General features: G+C 37.6%; 15 protein-coding genes. 1 reads left to right on the forward strand and 14 read right to left on the reverse strand.

Annotated features, from left to right (window positions below; all coding sequences use genetic code 11):
* Positions 1-115 precede the first annotated feature (115 nt).
* The 8 genes from Q4534_RS19600 to Q4534_RS19635 form a co-directional block, all read right to left on the reverse strand.
* The gene (locus tag Q4534_RS19600) at positions 116-817 is read right to left on the reverse strand and encodes a DapH/DapD/GlmU-related protein (protein ID WP_303614849.1); all 702 of its coding nucleotides are present in this window, start codon (positions 815-817) and stop codon (positions 116-118) included.
* Positions 810-1940, reverse strand: a complete 1131-nt coding sequence (locus Q4534_RS19605; RefSeq protein ID WP_303614850.1) for a glycosyltransferase family 1 protein — start codon at positions 1938-1940, stop codon at positions 810-812. Before Q4534_RS19605 ends, Q4534_RS19600 begins: the two co-directional genes overlap by 8 nt.
* Positions 1937-3361, reverse strand: coding sequence for an O-antigen ligase (locus tag Q4534_RS19610; protein WP_303614851.1), 1425 nt, complete (start codon positions 3359-3361; stop codon positions 1937-1939). Before Q4534_RS19610 ends, Q4534_RS19605 begins: the two co-directional genes overlap by 4 nt.
* Positions 3358-4263 carry a glycosyltransferase family 2 protein gene (locus Q4534_RS19615; protein WP_303614852.1) on the reverse strand — a complete coding sequence of 302 codons (906 nt, stop codon included), beginning with the start codon at positions 4261-4263 and terminating at the stop codon, positions 3358-3360. The genes Q4534_RS19610 and Q4534_RS19615 overlap by 4 nt, the downstream gene beginning before the upstream one ends.
* Complete coding sequence (locus Q4534_RS19620; RefSeq protein ID WP_303614853.1) at positions 4232-5545, reverse strand: oligosaccharide flippase family protein; 1314 nt, start codon at positions 5543-5545, stop codon at positions 4232-4234. The genes Q4534_RS19615 and Q4534_RS19620 overlap by 32 nt, the downstream gene beginning before the upstream one ends.
* Positions 5546-5560: 15 nt before the next feature.
* Entirely contained in the window at positions 5561-6643 is a 1083-nt protein-coding gene (locus Q4534_RS19625) for a Wzz/FepE/Etk N-terminal domain-containing protein (RefSeq protein ID WP_303614854.1), read from the reverse strand.
* A gap of 2 nt (positions 6644-6645) precedes the next feature.
* On the reverse strand, positions 6646-9264 hold the full coding sequence (locus tag Q4534_RS19630; RefSeq protein WP_303614855.1) for an SLBB domain-containing protein: 2619 nt from the start codon (positions 9262-9264) through the stop codon (positions 6646-6648).
* 327 nt (positions 9265-9591) lie between these two features.
* Positions 9592-10524 (reverse strand): fasciclin domain-containing protein, encoded by a 933-nt coding sequence (locus Q4534_RS19635; RefSeq protein ID WP_303614856.1) that lies wholly within the window; start codon positions 10522-10524, stop codon positions 9592-9594.
* A gap of 338 nt (positions 10525-10862) precedes the next feature.
* On the opposite strand from Q4534_RS19635, the gene gldB reads away from it, so the two are divergent.
* Positions 10863-11870 carry a gliding motility lipoprotein GldB gene (gene gldB / locus Q4534_RS19640; RefSeq protein ID WP_303614857.1) on the forward strand — a complete coding sequence of 336 codons (1008 nt, stop codon included), beginning with the start codon at positions 10863-10865 and terminating at the stop codon, positions 11868-11870.
* A gap of 76 nt (positions 11871-11946) precedes the next feature.
* Here gldB and Q4534_RS19645 read toward each other — a convergent pair whose 3' ends face one another.
* The 6 genes from Q4534_RS19645 to Q4534_RS19670 all read right to left on the reverse strand — a co-directional run bounded on the left by Q4534_RS19645 (position 11947) and on the right by Q4534_RS19670 (position 21168).
* Positions 11947-13131, reverse strand: a complete 1185-nt coding sequence (locus Q4534_RS19645) for a glycosyltransferase family 4 protein (RefSeq protein WP_303614858.1) — start codon at positions 13129-13131, stop codon at positions 11947-11949.
* Positions 13128-14930 carry an asparagine synthase (glutamine-hydrolyzing) gene (asnB, locus tag Q4534_RS19650; protein WP_303614859.1) on the reverse strand — a complete coding sequence of 601 codons (1803 nt, stop codon included), beginning with the start codon at positions 14928-14930 and terminating at the stop codon, positions 13128-13130. Before asnB ends, Q4534_RS19645 begins: the two co-directional genes overlap by 4 nt.
* The gene (gene nth, locus Q4534_RS19655) at positions 14930-15619 is read right to left on the reverse strand and encodes an endonuclease III (protein WP_303614860.1); all 690 of its coding nucleotides are present in this window, start codon (positions 15617-15619) and stop codon (positions 14930-14932) included. Before nth ends, asnB begins: the two co-directional genes overlap by 1 nt.
* A gap of 462 nt (positions 15620-16081) precedes the next feature.
* Entirely contained in the window at positions 16082-16315 is a 234-nt protein-coding gene (locus tag Q4534_RS19660) for a hypothetical protein (RefSeq protein ID WP_303614861.1), read from the reverse strand.
* On the reverse strand, positions 16290-16892 hold the full coding sequence (locus tag Q4534_RS19665; protein ID WP_014020346.1) for an RNA polymerase sigma factor: 603 nt from the start codon (positions 16890-16892) through the stop codon (positions 16290-16292). Before Q4534_RS19665 ends, Q4534_RS19660 begins: the two co-directional genes overlap by 26 nt.
* Positions 16893-17154: 262 nt before the next feature.
* Complete coding sequence (locus tag Q4534_RS19670; protein ID WP_303614862.1) at positions 17155-21168, reverse strand: hypothetical protein; 4014 nt, start codon at positions 21166-21168, stop codon at positions 17155-17157.
* Positions 21169-21317 lie beyond the last annotated feature (149 nt).

Raw genomic sequence — 21317 nt, forward strand, 5'->3', positions numbered from 1 at the left:
GGTGTAATAGCTCCGATTTACCTAAAACTTTTTGCACCGGAATGGTATTCGAAAGCAAGCTGATTTGGAACTCATTTTTTAAGCGGCCATACTAATCAAACCGGATCCATAAATCTCACCTTGATTTTATCAATTTCGCAGGATTTCCCCCAACAATGCTGTAGGGTGGTACATCCTTGGTTACGATACTCCCAGCAGCGACCACCGAGCCTTTCCCAACTGTCACACCTGCCAAAATTACAGCATTGGAAGCAATCCAACAGTCATCTTCAATCTTTACAAATGATCGCTTTACTCCTTGTTCAATCATGGGCAATTCAGCATCTGCAAAAATATGATTCTCTGCATAAATACTAACCCTAGGCGACATCATTACATTATCCCCTATTTCGATGTATCCCGAGCAACCAATGTACGCATAGGGACCTATACTTGAATTGTCCCCTACCTTTAGTCCCAGCCCAAGCTCACCTCCATATAGATTGGTGGGTCGAATAATGGCATAACTCCCTACAGTCACCTTGTCTCCGAAAACAATGCCTTTTTGGGAAAGACAATTTATTTCACAATGATCTTGGGCTACAAAATTTCGCCCAACTTTAAAGCTACCTGCTTGCCTTATGGTAACGCCCTTTCCCACCAATAACATCCCTTTTGAAGATCTCATACGTAGTCTCAAAAACAAACCTCGGAACCACCATATCCCCATTCTCAGCAAAACCGAAAAGGTAGACGCTTTATCCCAACCGGGCCCAAACCGATCAGAAAAGTCCAATCCTGAAATCTTAGAAATAAATTTCCCGGGTAAGCTACTCATTGCTAATGCGATTAAAATAATCCGTCAAAGATAGTAAAAACTTCTGCCCTGTAAATAATGATAGCCGCTGATAGCCCAATTGCTTTAAAGATATGCTTAGTTGGGGATCCTCAGAGATTTTAAGCATAATGCTTGCAAAATCTTTTGCATCAAATCTTTCACTTACCAAAACAGCATCGCCTCCAATTTCTTGCAAGGCTCCTTGGGGACCAATCAACACAGGTAATCCATAAGAAAATGCCTCCAAAACCGGCAGTCCAAACCCCTCGTTTGTAGAAGGAAAAACATAGGCCTCAGCAAATTTATAGTAGGTAGAAAGCTGTTTATTGCTCAGATACCCCGTGAAAATAACCTTATCCTCTAATTGATGTTTTTTGACCACGGACAAAATCCCATCATAATCATCAAGTGCTGCCCTTGGCCCTCGTTGCCCTACTAAAACGAGTAAATAGTCAGCTTCTCTCCTTTCTAAAAAAATAGCAAAGGCTTCAATTAGCATCCGGAGATTTTTCCTCTTCTCCATCACCCCAACATGTAGGAAATAAGGCTTTGGAAGTGGCGATTGCTCAGTTTTACCCCGGTCTTTTATCTCTAGGTCCAAGCCGGTAGGTATTGCCGTAATTGGTGATGCTAAAAGATACTTAGCTACCGTTGTTTTGGCATAATGGCTAACTGTGATTACTTCGGTTCCTAAATTAACACTGGTCTGTAAAAGGAAAAGGTAAAACTTCCTCCATAACTTATTGTAATGTTCAGGAGTCTCCCAAAAAAATGCATCATGAATTACCGACACCCGCTTCCCCCTGCTCCAGATTGGAGAAAGGATGTCAGGAGATAAAATAATATCCGCTTTGTACCAAATGGAAAGTAGAGGTAAAACAAATAGTTTATGGGAAAAATAGCGCAATTGAAACCACCAATTTTTCCAACGCGCCGTCTTACCTTTAAACATTTTACTTTTATTGATACTTTCCTTGGAAGGGGTAACAATAAAAGTAAATGAATCACCCTTATACATTTCGATTTGATTCAGAAGGTTATCTGTATAAGTTTTTATACCCGTTTGCGCCAGGTGTTGAAAAAAAATATCAACAAGAACAACCTTCGTTTCTTTGTTTTTCATGGTAGAGGTTGAGAAAGATTGACTGGAAAAGTTTCTCCCTCAGAAAATATTCTGTTGTATTCTGCTAAGGTGTAGCCCATCATCCACCAAGTAGTCAAGGAAACATAGGTGTACAATTCTGCATTTGCTGTAAATAATGGAAGCAATAAACCGAATTTAGTAGCTGCCGTCACAAAAGCAATACGGGCTGTATTTCGGTTTCCAGTTTTTCTAAAAACTATTAAACTCTTGTAAATCCCAAACCCAAGTATTGCGATGTATAAAAACATGCCAATTACTCCCAATTGAACGCCATAAATCAAAAATTGGTTTTCACCACCCACACGTACTTCATCGGTCACACTTCCAGTATTTCCACTCATGGCTAGCCCTATCCCTTCAGGGTTGCTTATGATGGAATCCAATGCAAGAAACCACTCTACCAAATGACCTACACTAGAGGCATTTTGAAAAGTAAGCGTATCATAAATAAAATAATAAAACTCATCTGAGGCAAAAAACAAGACGTAAATACCAAAACAAACAAAAATCGCCAAGCCTAAGCCTAGTAGTTTATAAAGTCTAAATACCAAGGCAATAAAAACCAACATTACAAAGAAGGCTCCAAATGCTGCTCTAGAGGCTGTCATCATCAAACTTCCGAAAGCCGCCAACATCACAATCACGTACAGCCAGCTCTCTTCTCTTTTTTTGCTAAAATACCAAATCAACCCTGTGGAAAATGCCAGCAAACAGGAGCTGGCAAGTTCTAAGGGATCAGAAAAGAAAGAGGCCAACCGCATGCCTGAAGTCTGCGTTTCAAAGGTCCAAGACAAACCGTAGTTACCTGTAGGCTCTATGCCGTTTACAGCAAAATTAAATAATGCATAACCGGAAAATTGTTGAAAATGGAGGCCTAAAACTTTCTCTACAATATTTAAAAGGAATGCTGCAACTCCAATTAACATAATCAAGCCAAAAAGCCTGCTAATGGAGGCCGAACCTATACTTGAGTTTCTACCTAAAAAATAAAACAATGGAATTAATAGAATTCCTTTGAGATACAATAACTTGCTAAGAAAAGTCGCTTCTCCTAAGGGTAAAAATAAATACAGGGTGGACAAAGCAGTAAAAGCTATAAACAATTTGTCCACCAAATTAAGACGAATGGCGTAATTCCAAATATTCCTCTGGTAAAAGACAAACCCCAAGAGCGCTAAAAAAAGTATTAGTTCTTTAATGTACTGAAAAAACGCTACCGCCAACTCAGAGCCTGTGGTTTGGTAAACAATGCTGAGGATGGAGGTATAAAAGGGCAAATAAAGCACCATGAAGAATAAGATATAATCCCAGTCTCCCTTAAAGGCAATTTTCTCCACAGTGATAAATAGCAGTAGAAACACATAAACTACTACAATTATGAACAGTAGTAGCCCTATCATTTATTTATTCCCAATGGCGTTTTCAATCCTTCCTTTATTCCTTTTATCACTGCTTTACTTTTAGTGTGGCGACCTTTTAGTGTAAAATAAATTATAAATAGCGCAAATTTAGCAAAGTGGAATGGCCAGGCCAGCCATTGCTTGGGGCCAACACAGTATTTTCTGAGCTGAAAAACTTGGTTCCTTACATTTAGAAAATGAACTTTAGGGTCTAAAAATCCCTCCACTCCTTTGGTTTCGCTTTTTGAAGCGGCTCCGGCTTCATGGTAAATAATTGACTGGGGATGAACTTTTAATTCAAAACCTTGACTCCTCATCCGCAAAGACCAATCAACATCTTCAAAATAGGCAAAATAATTATGATCCAGCAAACCTATTGTTTCAAGTACGGTAGACCGAACCAAAATCGCACAACCACTAATCCAGTCTGTCAAATAAGGTTGATCACTTTCAATCTTATAATTTGTTTGTGAATAGCCCAACCAAGCGTGATAATCCCCCCCTGCATTCCAAATTTCATCCTTAGCCCCCAAATAGTAAATCAGGGGTTGTATCGCCGCCAATTTCTCAGAGGCCTTCATTTCTTCAATCAGTCGTTCCAAAAACCCCGGTAAGACTTGGGTATCGTTATTTAGCAACAATACAAAAGCATAACCTTTTTTTATTGCATATTGGATTCCTCTATTATTTCCACCTGTAAAACCTTCATTTTCCTTATTCAGGATAAGGTGAGCTTTGGGAAATTGTTTTTTGATATTCGGGATTGAGCCATCGGTAGAGGCATTGTCCACAATAATTAGATCATCTTCCGAATAACCCGCCTCGAGCAGAGATTTTATGCATAATTGGGTGTAATCCCAACCGTTCCAATTAAGAATAACTATGGCTACTGAATACTGCACGATAAAATTGAGATACGGTGGTAGGCTCCTTTTTACTTAAAAGAAGGGTAGTAACAATAAATATAATTACCTCAGTAGAAATTAAAGCAATGGCAAGCCCCACTCCTCCATAAAATTCTGTAAGGAAAAAGGAAGCTCCCAACATATATACAGAAAAAAACCAGGTAGAGTGAAAAAGCACCTTCTTCTGTTCTGTCACCAAGATCATTAACATATTGCCCAAGTTTAGGCCTGAGGCCAAGGGTATAAACGATAAAATCTTTAGGAAAAGCACGGCATTGTCCAACGCTTCACCGGCTATAAGTTGAATAATAAAAGGTGCTGTGAATTGAACGCCAAGTATGATAATTAGGCCAACAGCTAAAGTTGCCAATTCTACTTTGGCGAGAAAAGAGAAAAACTTTCTCCTATCTTCATAATATAGAATGCTTGCTCTAGGGAAAACCGCCTGACTAATCAATACAGGGGCCATTCTTAAAACCATTGCTATTCGCTCCGCTATACTATATGGCCCCAAAACGGCCGCAGAAGCAAAAAAGCTTAGTATTATTAGTCCTCCATTAATGGCTATATGTGAGGCAAGGCTTGAAAGAAATAAAAGCAAGTTTGCTTTTAAAGACTGAATAATCCGATAAAACTTAGGCCTTATCAGATGGATTTTCATTCCATGGTGAATAAAAATCAGCAAACCTATATTTCCTGCCAATGCCGTCAATCCAAGAAAAAAATTGGGCAAATAACTGTCATTTGCGTTTTGTACCCACCAAATAATTAGCAGCAAATAAGTAAGTTTAGCTACCACATTAATAACAGAAACCCATTGCAAACGTTCTTTCCCTTGAAAGAACCAAATGCTGGCAGTGGCTTCACTAAACAATAAAACCGTGGACCACCATAAGATCAAGAAGAAATCTTCGAAGAAGCCAAATACAAAACCCAGCAATCCGAGTATAATAAGTGAAGTGAAGGCGAGGAAAAGCTTACTCCACAGAATTTCAGAAACCTTATGGCTTAAGGCAGATAAATTTCCTTGGTTGAGCGCAACACTTTTTGGGGCAGTTAAACTATAGCCAAAACCTACCAGAACATTCACTAATAAGATGACTGAAAAAGCCAAGTTGATTCGTCCAAACTCCTCTACCCCCACAGCCCGAATCAACACAGGCATCGCAATGATTGAAACCAGAATATTTGAGGACTGGATTAAGAATAAAAATATTAAATTTAATAAAGATTTATGCCTTAATAAATGATAAAAAGGGAAAAGGGGCTTATCCGACATGTTTAAAAAGAATACTCAAGATTTGAGATGTGTCACATACAAAGTGTTCAAGTATACCCAAACAAACCCTAAAACAAAGCATATAAATGCTCCAAGAACAATTCCTACTTTAAGTTTTATTTCAGCCCGCTCTAGCGGATACCGCGGTTGATCTATTATTTGAATTAAAGGTGTATTGTTTCTGTCATTGATTTTAGCAATCTCAAGGTTTTTCACGATTTCCTCATAAACTGCGGCAGATGCCTGAATGTCTACCTGAATACTTTTTGAGGGCACCATACCTTCTTGTAGCAATGGGTTGGGGTTTGGCACCCTATCCTGAAAATTAGCCAAGGCTTTTATTTTACTGTCCAACACTTTTCTAACACTATCAGATTGGTGTTGCAAAACCCGAACATTCTCTGAAGTTTTTTTAGTCTTAGCCTTAAGGTAAAATTCATTGACTGTAGCCACCAAATTCTTATTGAAGCTTTTTGAAAAGGCTTGGTCTTTACTGGCGATGGTCACTTTGATAATGTTAAGTTTTCGATCCGGTTTTTCTACCATTAGATTACTTTTCTTAATCTCCTTTACCACCTCTTTCAATACACTGTCTTGCTGAATAGAGAATTTGACCATTGGTAAGGAAAAATCAATCTTGCTGAAATCAACATCATCCTCCCATTTTTCTTCCAATTCGTTAAAATTTATGTAACGATCTATCAGCAATTCACCGGAGTTTTGATTAGAAACAGAGTCAAAAGGTTTGAGTAAAGTTTTACTAAGCATGGACTCTGATTTATAAAGCTCCATAATATTGTCCCCGGTAAACAGCCCACTTTCTCCACCTATGGAACCAATGTTAATGCCTAACATGGAGGCCAGGCCGGAAATATTTCCCATACCTCCCATTCCGGATTGTTCAAGCACAAAGGTGGTGTCAGCATGGTAAACAGGCTTTTTTAGCACAGATACAATGGCTCCTAATACAGCACCTACGAGTGCAAAGGCCATCAATAACTTCCACTTTTTTTTGAACACAACAAACCAGCTTTGAAAGCGGAGCACCAACTCTTTAAGCGTGATTTTATCAGATAATATATGTTGATTCTCCCCCATAATTAATTTATAATCTGAGTAATAAGAAAGGCTATTGTAGCTAAGCCGGTTGTTATACCAACCAAATCACTTGGTCTTATAGGTATCCGCGGGCCTTTGGTGGGCACAATAATTTCGGAACCTGGCTCTATCTTTGGATAGGCATTGAAAAATAGATAATTTTTTGTCCGGGCGACTTCCCCATTTGCATAAACCACATAAGTCCGCTTCCTTTTGGCTCTCACATTGAAACCTCCTGCTTTGTTGATATAATAGGGCAATCCTTTGAGGTTTTCATGACGGATAGTGGTGGGATAGATCACATCTCCCCTAAGCCTAACCGTTTGTAGTTTTCTGGGGACACTTAATATATCCCCTTCCTCCAAAATCAAATCATATTTGGAGCCCGGATTGTTCATGATGGACACCAAGTCAATGGCAACAGTCTCTGTTTCTCTTAATTGAATAGGATTCACCCCATCTCGAGAGGAAGAGATGTCATTAAACAATCGCTCTCTCGCTTCAACCACTGATTGATCTAGTCTTGCTTCAACAGAATCGCTCATTCCAAATAGGTAATTACCAATCCTATCTATCATTTGCTTTTGGGATTCGGTAGGCTCCAAATTTTCCCGATTTAACCTTTGAAGCAGATTGAGCAAATTGTCCTTGCTTCTCGCCTTCTCGGATTGATTTTTATAAAATTCAGTCCTTCTTATCAAGGTTGCACCTTTCGGATAAGCAAATTCAGTCAGCCCACCTGATCTGGAAATTAAACTGGAAATCCGCTCTTCTGCCTGACTAATGGCAAAGTTTCCGGGTGATTTAACCTGCCCTTCTATTTTCACCATTCTCTCTAAGCTAAAATTCGTTTTTCTTCGGACTGTCAAATGATCAAATGGAAGTAATACCTGTGGATTACTGCTTAGGCCAAGATCATTATCTAAAGCAACAGGGATAATATCTGCATAGGCTCTTCCGGCTTGATCTGATTTTCTCCTTGCGATCTCTACATCCTCTTTCGAAGCTGATTCTTTGAGCCCTCCGGCCATTAAAATCAAATCAGCAGGGGTCATGTTCTCAGAATATAGGTAAGTGCCCGGATTCAACACTTCGCCACTCACTTTCACATAAGTCTCCTCCTTTAAATCATATATGGAGGGGACATGAATGACATCCTCCCTTGAAATGGTCACATCGGTAGCTGTTCCTTTCATAATGGCTTCCAAATCTACTTGGATCAAGCGGGTACTTAAATCGGCCTTAGTTCTGAGAATATTTACACGGTTAGTAAAAGCCTCTCCCTTCAAGCCTTCAGCTTTTTCTATCAACTTGGTAAGGGTTAGCCCTTGCTCAAAAGCATAGTTTCCGGGTCTATAAACAGCTCCTTTCACCTGTACTCTATTGGTGTACCTATTCAAAATCTTTCCTATTGTATAATGATCCCCACCTTTTATAAGGAACATAGAAAATTGATCGCTGTAGACATCCGAGACTGCTTTCTCCTTATTGGTTACTCTGGTAACTCCTACTTTTTCTTTGAAAGCTATATCTGTAAATCCTCCGGCAAACTCAAGCACATCAGCAAAAGTTTCATTTTCTTTCACTTCAAATACCTTGGGACGCTTCACTTCTCCCTCCAGACTTACCCTAGCCAAGTATGGAGGCACCAAGATGATATCTTGATCCTGCAAGGTCATATTGACCCCCGGATCTCCATCAATTAAAAATGCATAAAGGTCAATCTCAGCAATTTCTTTTTGGTTTCTAATCAATTTCACTCTTCGCATACTACCATTAGTATTTGGCCCTCCGGCAGCATACAAGGCATTAAATACATTACTAAAAGCACTCAAAGTGAAAGTTCCGGGCAACCTTACTTCCCCTACTAAATTTACTTTGATCGTTCTAATATTGCCCAAGGTAATTTGCAAAAAAGTATTGGGTTTGCTTCCTCTCAATCCCGTATAATATGTGGACAGTCTATTCCGAATTACTTTGCTTGCATCCTCTATTGTCAGACCTGAAACACTTATAGGGCCAATATTTTCTAAAATGATTTGGCCTTCAGGAGTGACCGATGTTTGGTAATAGGTTTCAGATTGTCCATATATATCAATATTTACCTCATCCCCGGGCCCTAAAATATAGTTTCTTGGGGTGGCAAGATTTAAATTGGGTTCAAAGGTTAACCTCCTGGTCTTGTTATAAAAAAGATCCATCCCGAAATAAGGTTGCTTATCTGAAGACAATTTATCTAAATCCGTCTGCGGTGAAATCATTCCTTGAGTGATTTCATTGAACTCCATTTGCCTTCTAGGGCTTCTAGAGGGAGACTCCGAGGAATTCTTACCTTCATAAGAATTCATAAGAACCAAGCCATCCAATCGTTCCTTAAGCTTTTCGACTTCTGATGAGGGAAGCCCTCTAAGCTGAGCCATTTGCAGAAGCTCAGCTTCAGAAAAACCAGCTTCAGATGCTCTATTGACCAATTGCTCCAATTGCTGGTCTGTCAAGTCATCCACATTTATTGAGGAAATGTCTTCCAATGACTGAGGTAATGCTAAATGAGATAACATGACCAATAGAAAAAAAATCGCATAGTGGAACCAATGGTGGTTCACAAGTCTTTTAGAAATCATATCTAATATATTTTTGGTGGCTATACAGCTTCGCCACATTACCCACACCTATTTATGACATGAATAATTAAGGTTATTCATAATTTTTACCGTAAAGCAACTGTAAAGATAATTATTCCTTGCTTTAAGGGACAATCTTTGGGCATTAAAGGCATAATAATAAATATAAAATATCACTCTCCAAGTCAAAGAACTGAAACATCAGATTTTAAGATTGAAAAAGGCTTATAAAAAGCGGAGGGATAGTAAGCTTCAACTTGTGAAAAATTTACACAAAAAAAAGCCGAAACCTAGTGGCTCCGGCTTTTAAATAATCCAAATTCTATATTATGGTAACATCACTTTATCAATAACATGTATGACACCATTGGTGGCATGAATATTAAGCAAATCAGTGTTTAAACCGGCTTCCTCTATACTTAATTCTCCCAAATCCACCGTTAAAGTGTTGTTCGAAAGCAAGGTAGGAAGCTCAGCTTCGTCTCTCAAATCTTGAGAAAATGCTCTTGCCGGAACTACATGATACATGAGCACGTTTTCTAAAGTTTCTAAAGGAATATCCTCAAAACCACCTACACCCAAATCATCGTAAAGTTGTTGAAAAGCTGCATCTGTTGGAGCAAAAACAGTCAAATCATCCTCCATTCCACCATTTACTGCATCCACTAAATTGGCTCTCGATAAGGCTCCAACGAGCTGTGTAAATTCCGGGCTTGTTTCTTGCGTATAATCGATAGCTATTTCTGCAATGGACATGGTCGGTTTCATGATCACTTGATTGATTACGTGAATGATCCCGTTAGAAGCATCTAAATCGGTTTCTATAACTTCTGCATGACCATTGATCCAGACTTTACTGTCAGGGTCTATACTTAAATAAAACGGAGCTCCTTCTAAAGATGTAACTTTCCCACTACTTACCGCTGAAGATGGTATTTCCGAAGGCACAACATGGTAAATTAAAACATCCTCCAAATCATCTACTGCAATGGCACTAACATCCGTTATTCCTGCATCGGTGAAAGCTTGATCAGTTGGTGCAAAGACCGTTATTGACCCATCGGCACTTAAAGCATCAATCAATTCAGCTCTCTGAGCAGCGGCAACCAAAGAGGAAAACCGGCCATCACTCTGGGCGAGTTCAACAATGCTTTTATCATCTGATTCCATAGGAACTGGGTCATCATCTGAACAACTTGAAGACATAAGAACCATCACTGAAAAAAGCAGTCCTAACAAATTTTGATTTTTTTTAATCATTGAATTCATAATTAAAATTAGTTTAGTTATTGTTGGTTTAATTCATTTGTAACCAAACTGATAGATGGTAATAATGTTTAATTTTTATGGATAAAAATTAAACAAAGAAGACTGAATAACCTGACAATCCCTTGAATTTTTATTCAGAAAAAAATGAGAAAAGCAGCAAATTTAAAATAATTGAAACCAGAATAAAAAAAGGGAAATTTCGATGTATTTGTGCCGCAAATCAACCGTGGCTATAAAGGAAATTGAGTTGATTTCTTGTTAACTTTGTTCTCTTTAGCTTGTATTTGAATAGTTACATTTATTGAACGCTAATGCCTAACTTTGTAAACATGACACGATTCAAATTCTTATTTGCCGGGCTATTCTTTTTTACCTTTTTTATTGGTTGCACATCATCCAATGAAGAATGTGAAATTCCTATAGGATATCAAGAAAACTTAACTCCCATTGACATCCAAAGAATGGAAGGGTTATTTTTTGAACAGATAACCAAAGAAAAAATACTTGAGAATTTGGAAACTTACCCTCAATTCTCCAAAGCTATGTTCGCAAATATGGGCTTTGAAAATCAAGAGCAACTTGCAGAAGAATTGCTCTTGATTCATCAGGATAGCGGAATGGTGGAATTGTATCAGGAGGTTCAAAAGCATTTTGGTGACATTAGTAAAATAAAAATGGATTTAGAAATTGCCTTTGCTGGTATAAAATACCATTATCCCGATTATACCATTCCCTCAATTTATACATTCGTTAATGGTTTTGGAACTGACCTTATTGTCTCCGATGAGGTGATTATTATCGGACTAGACTATTTCTTACCCAATGACCATAAATTTCAACCTGTAGATTTGCCTAATTATATATTAAGAAGATACAATAGTGCTCATTTAGTGCCTATGATAATCACGGCAATATCCACTCAGTTTAATAAAACAAAGCTTTCTGACAATAGCTTATTGGCAGAAATGGTTTTCTATGGCAAGTCTTATCATTTTACCAAAACCATAATGCCATGTACTGCTGATGAGTTTATAATTGGCTATGAAACCAATGAGATACTTGGAAGCTATGCCAATGAGGAAATGATATGGGGACACTTTATTGAAAATGAGTTGCTCTTTGAAACCAACCCTTTTGAAATAAGAAAATATACCGGTGAAGCTCCATTTACAGACGAGATCAGTCCTGACGCCCCGGGAAGAATAGGAAGGTGGATAGGCTGGAATATAGTTGATGATTATCAAGCCAATAATGACATGGCCCTACCTGAATTAATGGAACAAGACGATGCCAGATTGATCTTCAAAGAATCAGGTTACAAACCAAGAAGGCCCTAATCTACTGCTAAACTTTAGTGCAATTAGGGAGGTAAAAGTCCTTTCAAAGTAAAACATAGGGCATTGGCTATTCCGGTCAACCATTTAGATTTTTAATACCCAAAAAAGCATACAACTTTTCTTGTGCAGTATTTTTATCAAATTTAGTTTCAGCGATTCTCCGAGAATTTCGACTCATATAATAATATTGGTCCAAATTTTTCCGCAAATGTTCAATATTTTCAATCAACAATTCATGATCCTCCATTGGATGGAAAAGGCCTATTTTTTCCTTTTCAATAAGGTCATATATCCAACCTTTAAAATTAACAATTACAGGTAAACCCATTGCCAAGGCATCAAAAAATTTATTGGGACTACTATTTTCCAAAACCTCTAATGGAAGAAAAGAGATGTAAGCAAAGTCAGCTTTTCCCAACTTTGTTTTGACAGCATCTTTATCTCCAAAGGGAAGAAAAAAGACATTGGACAGTTTCAAATCTAGGGCGTACTTCTTTAATTTACTCAGTGCATTTCCGCTACCCATTAATTCAAACCTCCAATTTTTGCCCTGAGATTGGGCAGCAAATGCCAAATCCAAAAAAGAGTCCAAGCCATTGACCTTTCCTACCGCTCCTGCATATAAGATCCGCAATGGCTGCTTATCGAAATCCCTGCTGCTTAGATTGTGTTGATTGGCAGTAAAAAATTCATTGTTTGCAAAATTGGGTATCAAGGCTACCTTTTTCTCCGGAAATAAAACTTTGATATAATTTTGGATTCCGGGAGATAAGGCAACAATTTTTTCTGCTTCTCGATAAATATTAGCCTCCATATCATACAAAACCTTTTTCAGGAAAGTATTGCTGATTTTTAAAACCTGAATAGGAGCTTCCGGCCAAAGGTCTCTCACCTCAAAAACATAGGGGATTCCATATTTCTTTTTCGCCCAAACACCAATCCAGCCTGTGGTCAGGGGGGTAGAAGAAATATAAAACAAATCAGGTTTAGCCAATTCTTTGATTAACTTTTTCGCTTGTCTAAAAAAGCTGTAAAAAGCCAAAACCCTCTGCCGGTTAGAATAAGTTGACAGATAAGGCACGGGAAGGTAATGTACAGTCACCTTCCCATCTTTTCGAAGCATATATTGTTTCTTATTGTGCGCAGTAATCACCTCCACCGCCACTCCTTCTTTCGCCAATCCTTGGGAAAGGTGATAGGACCTAATTGCCCCTCCTTGTTCAGGATTCAGGTAATATTGATGAATATAGATTATTCTCATTGGGAATTTAAATTAATCCACTCTGAAAGTAGAAACACATTGAATAAAAGCAAATAATGGTATTGAATGTGTTTTTCAGGATGTTTTAACAAAGGCTGCCATTCGTTGGAAACAAAATTGCCATATTTTTCCCCAAAAGCGATAACGGATGAACTTAATTTATTTCTAAACTCCGGATGATTATTGAACCAATCAAGTATGGGCAAACCAAAACCCCTCTTTTCTCTTTTAGCAATGCTTTCCAAACCTTCTTTTACTAAGGTATCCTTGATCCATGACTTGGCCGTGGTGCGCATAAAAAACTCATTGCTCATGGAATCACTTAAGCCAATTAATGACCAATCTAAAAATGGAGCTCTCCCTTCAATCCCATTTGCCATGCATGCATTGTCATGAATTTTCAACAAATCCTGTACCAGGTAAAGGCTTTGGTCATAGGCCAATGCATTTTTAAAATCCCCTTCGGAGGTAGGATAGCGCTCTTTAAGTCTTATCCCCAATTCTTCAGGTACTGGATAAAGTGCAGCAAAATTTATAAAAGTACGTGAAGGCTCAGGATGAATTCCTTTTAAGAATTTTTGCCGGCTTCTAGATAACTGAGGGAAATGCTTAAGAAAACCTGAAATATTTTGCCACAACTGAGGGTGCTTAAGATAAGCTTTAAAAGCTTTGTGTCTATTATAGCCGGCAAACAACTCATCAGCCCCTACTCCGCTCACCAGTACTTTCACCTCTTTCTTGGCTTCTTTGGCAATGGCCCAAGTCAAATAGCCGGCACTATCTCCAACGGGCTGGTCCAATTGAGAAATATACTCTTCCCAAGTAGCTAAAAAATAATCCGGCCCAATATTGATTTCATGATTCCCACCACCCATGGTCTTGGTCAGGTTAGCAGCATATTTTGCATCGATTGAGTTTTTGCCCTTGGCCCTTTCAAAACCAACGGTATAGGAAGGCAATGGCACACCGGTTTCCTTGTACCAAATATGATACAAAAGTGAACTATCAGCTCCTCCACTCAAGATCATTCCTACCGGCACTTCAGCTGTAAAATGTGTAAGCACAGCTTCTGTAAGTTGCTGTTCAAATAGGGATTGATCGGTAGCTACTTCCTTTCCGGCCAGCCGCTTCTGAATAGGGAGTTTTAGGGTGCTTTTTCTTTGGCCATCAAAGCCAAACTGTAAAACTTGCCCAGGCAATAACTCCTTAATTTCTTTATAAAAAGAAGCCGAAGGTAAGGAGGTCCGCAAATACCAAAAAGGCACGATTTGCTCGGCATCAAATTCTTTTTTTACCGCTCCGGATTTTAACAAGCAATTTACTTCCGAAGAGCACAAGAGTTTATTTTTCTGCTGGTAAAAATACAGTGATTTCATGCCCACAGGGTCTCTCGCCAAAATAATTTTACTATTTTGAACATCAACAAATACCACGGCAAACATTCCTTCAATAGATGAAATCCCCTCTATCCCTTTCTGTTTCAACCAGTGAAACAACACCTCTCCATCTGAGCGGGTTTTGAAAACCACGCCCTCTTCCAACAGTTGATTTTTTAGGTCTTGGTAATTGTATAGAAATCCATTCCATGACAAAAATGCTGTCCGCTCTTCATTGAAAATAGGTTGATTGGCTTCATCCCTAAGGTCTGAAATCTTCAACCTATTGGAAGCAAGAAATATCCCTTTTTTGATTTGTATAACCTCAGAATGGTCAGGACCTCGATGTGTACAATTTTCGACCATATTGGTGATAGCATCATCTGAAACAGATGAATCCACCAGCAAATGAACACCACACATTATTTGGTAGGAGTTTTTTTATTGACCCCTTCCTCAAATGCTATTTTGTCTTGGTTTTTCTCATAGTACCGGCAAATAGCGGTGATGGTACATTCATTACACTTAGGTTTTCTGGCTAAGCAAACATATCTACCATGTAATATTAACCAGTGATGTGCTTTATGAATGACTTCTTTTGGAAGGTGCTTAACCAAATCTTTTTCAACCTCTAAGGGTGTTTTCACTTTTTGTGCAACCAAGCCTAGTCTTTTGGAAACCCGAAATACATGTGTATCTACGGCCATATTGGGTTGGTTCCATACCACACTGGTAATTACATTGGCTGTTTTCCGTCCCACTCCGGGAAGTTTTATTAGGTCATTTACAGTGTCAGGTACTTCAGAATTAAAATCTTCAACCAACATTTTACCTAAACCCAAGAGGTGTTTGGTTTTGTTATTGGGGTAAGATACTGTTTTTATATAGGGGAATAACTCATCAAAATTACTAGCTGCCAAATGTTCAGGACTGGGGAAATCCCTAAAAAGCGCAGGGGTTACCATATTAATTCTTTTATCTGTACACTGGGCACTGAGCACAACTGCAATAAGCAGTTGGAAAGTTGACTCAAACTTCAACTCTGTTTCAGCCACAGGCATGTTTTCAGAAAAATGATCGACAAAAGCCTTATACCGCTCTTTTTTTAACATGATTTTATTCTTTTTATTCCCTTCCTATTCAACTGTCTTCAAGTTTAATAAATGGCAAACTTCAGGTCTTAAAAAAAACCAATATTTGATAGTAAAACTAATTAAAGGTAATCCAAATCTTGATTGATCACGCCATCTCCACCTTGTGAAAAAATCGTATGGATCATTTCATTTACAAAATAGCAATACATCAAGTCAGTCTGCAACTTATCCGATTGATTTATGTCAATATTTATATTAGGAATACACAATAGTATTTTTGAAGTTATTCAGGGCTTCAGGCTTCCATTAAGCTATAGGGTAAATTTCCCTCTTAGAAATAAAGTGATCAACTATGTTTATGAAAAATAGAAATGGGAAAACTTATGATTGCCTGGGCAATGCATACAATCCGGGCTAAAGGTTCTTAGCAAAAAAAATCCTGTCGTTTGTGTCAACGACAGGAAAATAAGTTTGTTGGTGTTAAACTTTCTCCAGTCCTTTGGACCGGGCCTTTTTCTTAATGGCGTTAATAATGCTTTCGGAAGGTTCGGTGGAGAGTACGTCTAATTTTTCAATGGTGCTTAACAAATTAATGTATTCTTGCATTAGCTGTTGGTCATCCTGCAAGATTTGCATCAGTTGATCGTTCTCCTCTTCCTCCATTTCCTGATAAATATACCTTATCAGGTCATTTGTCGTAAAAGATTTGGTCATAGGCAATATTTATTTGTTTGAGTTTCTTCCGTAAATTAATAAGGGCATATCGCATCCTTCCTAAGGCAGTATTAATACTAACCCCAGTTTGTTCTGCAATTTCTTGAAAGCTTAAATCCATGTAATGCCTCATGATTAACACTTGCTTTTGGCTTTCAGGTAATTCTTCAATCAACTGCCTAACCAAGGCATAGGTCTCATCTTTTACTTTTACATCCTCTACATTCTGTTCGGCAAAATGCAAAGTATTAAAAACATTTGATCCATCCTCCATAACCACCATGGGATAGCGTTTCATTTTTCTAAAATGATCTATCGCCAAATTATGCGCTATACGCATTAACCATGGTTGAAATTTACCCTCTTCATTGTAACGATCAGAATTGAGGGTCTGAACTACTTTTACAAATACATCTTGTAATAAATCTTCAGCAACTCCTTGCTCCTTAACTATCATCAAAATTGTAGTGTAGACTTTGGTTTTGTATTTATCAACCAACCTTTCAAAGGCTATCTCACTACCATTTCTATACTGTGAAATTAATTCACTGTCTTTAGGTCCTACCCTTATACTCATAAAACAGATATTTAGATAACGTAGAGTTTTATCCCATATTGTGGAGTTAATAGTCAAACATCAATTGCCTTCTTTTCAAATGTATAGAATCACATAGGAATACGCAATTTTTTTGTACTTTTTTATATTTAATAGCACAATAAAAATCATAAGACAGAAGAATATATCTTTTGTTAAAAAATAAACCAAACAGTCTATTGCACCATTATGTGATTTCTAAAAAAATAACAATTAAAGTACCAAAAAAATTAGGGCCTAGTAATTATTCACTTTCTTGGCTGGCTTTTTTTCCAAAGCCTTTGGCTAAAAGACTATAAATGGTGCCTACTAATCCTAAAAAGCCACTAATATAAGCAGATGTTTCATTCAAAATATTGGGATCATAGAAGCTAATTAAAGCAATACAAATTAAAACAAAGCTAAAAACAGCTGCCTGTATCATTTTAGCATTACCGGATCTGCTTTCATCTTGCTTAAACCGCGCCACTTCTTCTTCACTTATAAACACACAAACAAAATTCCTGAAACTTTCAGAGAATAATACTAGTCTATCCATGGCCGGATTCATCTTGACCACCCCTTTTTGAATCAAGGTGGTCATGGTCTCCTTGTTGAAAAAATTTATAAAGCCTTCCGTGGCATAATTATAAACCATTTTCCTTTCTTTTAAACTTAACTCCGTCCAAATGTTCATATAGTAAGCTTTATTGTGTCGCTGAATAGCCAAAACACATTTTTCATACCTTTCTTGAGAAAGTGGCAATTCCAATTCATCCCTTGAAATCTCTTCTGTTATAAGGGAGGCAATGGCCTTCGCATTGGGGCCATAAGCTATCTCTCTGGCCAATTGATGTGTTTTCTCATCATTATACAATACACTCCTCATACGTTCGTCGTAATTGCCCTTGGATTCCTCATCATAAAATTTGGAGTCCGGACCTATAAAAGGCAAGGTGATTTTCTGGTTGTCAAAGTCAATAGGTACATATTGAAATAGATAATCCGAAAAAATTTCAGTGATTAATAGCTTGGATTGTTTGGACATTTCATTTGGTAAAATCTCTTGAAGTGGCCTCCCGGAAGTTACAAAAAGGCCCAAGCCCTTTCTACCGTAGTTTTTCTGAAAAGCTATCATTGTACCTAATAAGGTGTTGGAATCTTCGATGCAATGGAAATTTTCTAAAATCACCCCTTTGTGTACAGACTTGATTTCCGGCATCTCCATCTCTTCACCTCTTGAAAGGCTCACCAAAAGCACTTCTTGAGATTGCCATCCGAATTGCTTCAATATCCAATCTCTTGATTTGGCAGCGTCTACACCAATAATAAAACTGTTATCCTGCTTTTCTGCTCCCTTGGGAAGCAAACCAAAAGCATTTGTGAAATGATAATCGATGAGGTATATTTTATTCCCTAATACCATTATCATTTTAAAGAGCCAGATAAGCACAAGAAACAATACCACTAAAAAAAAGACGTTGGAGCAAATGGTATCCCATAAGTTTGACCTTTCCGAAGAAATATTTGGTTTGGTATTGAATGCTTTAATTAACGCCTGATTTGGTGCTGCAATAAAATTTGTAATCAATTCATCATCTTGATTAGAAAACCTCCCAAAATTATTCCTCCTAAACTCTTCATGTATTTTGATCAAATCCATATAAAATGGTGGAAGACTGTCTATAGATTTTTTTGTCAACTTTTTTTGTGTGACAGAATCCGCTACCATCCCTTTTCCTAGAATAGTTCCTTTCTCTTCCGGAATATCTTCCAGTTCACTCACAAAATTCCAAATAATTTTTTCTTGGTTAAAAATTTGTCGGTGGATAAAATATCCGGGTAAAAATCCTACAATCATCAACCAGAGCAGGAGATTAATGGCAAATACACGCTTGTCTACCGGGGCACCTGTTAACTTAGTCCAAAACTGGGTAAAAGTTCGGTGCAACTTAAACAAGGTCTTGGTTCTGTCCCACTCACTAAAGCGCACTGTAGGGAATTTGGGTGTTTGGTATAAATAATAGCACAAAACTTGCATCCCTGCAACGAGTAAGATAAAGAACAAGGTGAGTATAAAATAATAGGTACCGACTTGACTTAAAAAAGTAAAATAAGCCAAAATTGAAGCCAAAGCTACCCAGAGCAAACATGCCATTACCAAAAAGGCATTGATATTTTTCTTACCGTCATCCCTGCCAATTGTCGCAAGAAGAAGGAAATTACATGTGCCTGATTGTATGGCAAACAAGGCAGACCATAGGAAAATTTTAAAAATGCTTAATGGCAGAAAAAGATAAATGACAATAAATAAAACCACATCCAGCAAAAGAATACTATTGAGCCATAAAAACCGTAGCCTCTTTCTCGGAGAAGGGCTATACCAGCCAAATGAAAAATCTTCAAAGGACAGATAGATACTTGATTTTCGCGTCACAAGCGTAAGCAATCCCAATAATACCAGTACCAAAAGATAAGGGACAAAAACTGCAATTCCCTCAAGAGAAGCCAAGGAATGCAGTGCATGTTGCAGGTTGGTATCTTCCAAATAAAGTACCCAATTTTCAGTATTAAAGGAATCGGAGGAGATAGGACTCAATAATGCTTGATACTCATGCCCATTTACATAAATTGGGGTCTTCCACAGTTTATCATCCCCAGCATATTTATTGTTTTCTATAAGTGTCTTGATCTCCTGCCACTTTTCTTGTCCTATGCCATCTTGAAGATAATTGACAGGAGTATTGACTTTTTTGCTGATCAATAAGACCTTTCCATCAGGCTTGAAAATAAAAAATCTATGATTCTTACTAATCTTAGGAACTATTGAATCCAATTGAAAAGTCAAAGCAAATCCATTTCTTTCATGCTTTTTACTTATTACGCCTTCCAGATCACCTGTAGACTTTGAAGAATGAGCACTAATAAAATACTTTTCCTCTTTTACCGACTTTAGTTCTTGGACATAATCCCTATTAGCAATTGACACAAAAGGAAAAATCCCAAAATCAATATTGTTTTTTGAGGAATCCATTTTTGGAAGCAACATTTTGAGAATATTTCCGTCCAAATCAAATTTTAGGAATTCATTGATTTCTTGATCCTTGGAAATTTCAATCTCCGCCTGTTGGTTATCCTCCTCCCTATTATCGATTACCTTCTTAAAAATCTCAAGTTCATCAATCAATTGTTGTACTTCCAAATGGAAAGCAGACTTCACATTATGAAGGTTGTTTTCTGAAGCGTATTCATTTTCATAGTTTTGAAAAAGCGAAAAGAAAAAGAAACCAGAAATCACCATCACCAAGATCAAGGAAAGCCCTAGGCCCATAACCCTTTTCTTTGTCAATACATCTCCATCTCCTAAGTTAAAAATACTAATGACCGGAATTGAGACAAAAATCAAAGTCAAAAGGGTAATAAAGGCACTTAAAACCTTGAAATTAATTTTAAGTGCCACGCGCTCAAACCTAGATTTTTCTTTGGCTCCAAGCAAAAAGAAAACCTGGTTTCCTATCATTGCAGGGGAAATAAATGCCTTATAATAATTGCCTGAAATTTGCAAAGCCAACTCTCTTTCCCCTACCATTTGCTTGTGACTCAATGAGTCCACATTTACCACAGGCAAACCTGCCACTCCTTTTGGATATATGGCCATGCCGGATTGATCCAGAATAAAAAGCCGATCAAAAAATAAACTCTGTACATTCCCAACCATTAAATCGTTGATGGAAACAGAATGGTCAACTTCAAATGCTCTACCTGAAAAAGTCTCTTGAGAAAGGGAGTTAGGAAGCTTTTCTTCTATATGTCTTCTTAAAGAGTTGAAATTCAATTCTGGCAGGTTCCCATACTTGGTTTTCTCATTTAAAAAAAACCGGAAACCTTTGACTTTTACTCGGTAAGATGTGTCTTTATGAATGAGAGCGATTCCATCGTTGGCAAAAAGTTGTGGCTCCGGTCTTTCCTCTGCCTTGAAATTATGAATTTTTTCTACACCAAACTTCGGGGCCTTATCAAACATTTCCACCATAGGAGATGCTGCCTTTTGACCATCTTTTGCCGCCCAGGCATAAAAATTCCTTTTAAAATACCCTTCCAATTGCACATGGTAATTGTAAAAGGAATCTAAAAAATTTTGCTTGACCAGGTAAATGGCTTTTATACCTTGAGACTCTAACTGATTTTGGTTCGTTTGAGAATGTTGGTATAAATAGGCACCTATTAATAGCATGATGCCAAAGATGAAAATCCAAACGCGTAAATCCCTGAATTTCACTAGAAGAGGTGTTGGTTAAATATTTATAAAATATTAACCAATTTAATCAATCCCCCTTAAGATCAAAACTATAATTCTGTAAAAATCAAAATTAATACTACTAAATTTTACACAAACAGCTATTTTTAAATTCAATATTTCAAAATATC

This window comes from Cyclobacterium sp. 1_MG-2023 (genome assembly GCF_030546805.1).
GTDB lineage: Bacteria > Bacteroidota > Bacteroidia > Cytophagales > Cyclobacteriaceae > Cyclobacterium.

What these genes read in the sequence shown, in the direction of transcription:
- Q4534_RS19600 (WP_303614849.1), bottom strand. Translation starts at nt 817, where the DNA reads ATGAGTAGCTTACCCGGGAAATTTATTTCTAAGATTTCAGGATTGGAC.
- Q4534_RS19605 (WP_303614850.1), bottom strand. Translation starts at nt 1,940, where the DNA reads ATGAAAAACAAAGAAACGAAGGTTGTTCTTGTTGATATTTTTTTTCAA.
- Q4534_RS19610 (WP_303614851.1), bottom strand. Translation starts at nt 3,361, where the DNA reads ATGATAGGGCTACTACTGTTCATAATTGTAGTAGTTTATGTGTTTCTA.
- Q4534_RS19620 (WP_303614853.1), bottom strand. Translation starts at nt 5,545, where the DNA reads ATGTCGGATAAGCCCCTTTTCCCTTTTTATCATTTATTAAGGCATAAA.
- Q4534_RS19625 (WP_303614854.1), bottom strand. Translation starts at nt 6,643, where the DNA reads ATGGGGGAGAATCAACATATATTATCTGATAAAATCACGCTTAAAGAG.
- Q4534_RS19630 (WP_303614855.1), bottom strand. Translation starts at nt 9,264, where the DNA reads ATGATTTCTAAAAGACTTGTGAACCACCATTGGTTCCACTATGCGATT.
- Q4534_RS19635 (WP_303614856.1), bottom strand. Translation starts at nt 10,524, where the DNA reads ATGATTAAAAAAAATCAAAATTTGTTAGGACTGCTTTTTTCAGTGATG.
- gldB (WP_303614857.1), top strand. Translation starts at nt 10,863, where the DNA reads ATGACACGATTCAAATTCTTATTTGCCGGGCTATTCTTTTTTACCTTT.
- Q4534_RS19645 (WP_303614858.1), bottom strand. Translation starts at nt 13,131, where the DNA reads ATGAGAATAATCTATATTCATCAATATTACCTGAATCCTGAACAAGGA.
- asnB (WP_303614859.1), bottom strand. Translation starts at nt 14,930, where the DNA reads ATGTGTGGTGTTCATTTGCTGGTGGATTCATCTGTTTCAGATGATGCT.
- nth (WP_303614860.1), bottom strand. Translation starts at nt 15,619, where the DNA reads ATGTTAAAAAAAGAGCGGTATAAGGCTTTTGTCGATCATTTTTCTGAA.
- Q4534_RS19660 (WP_303614861.1), bottom strand. Translation starts at nt 16,315, where the DNA reads ATGACCAAATCTTTTACGACAAATGACCTGATAAGGTATATTTATCAG.
- Q4534_RS19665 (WP_014020346.1), bottom strand. Translation starts at nt 16,892, where the DNA reads ATGAGTATAAGGGTAGGACCTAAAGACAGTGAATTAATTTCACAGTAT.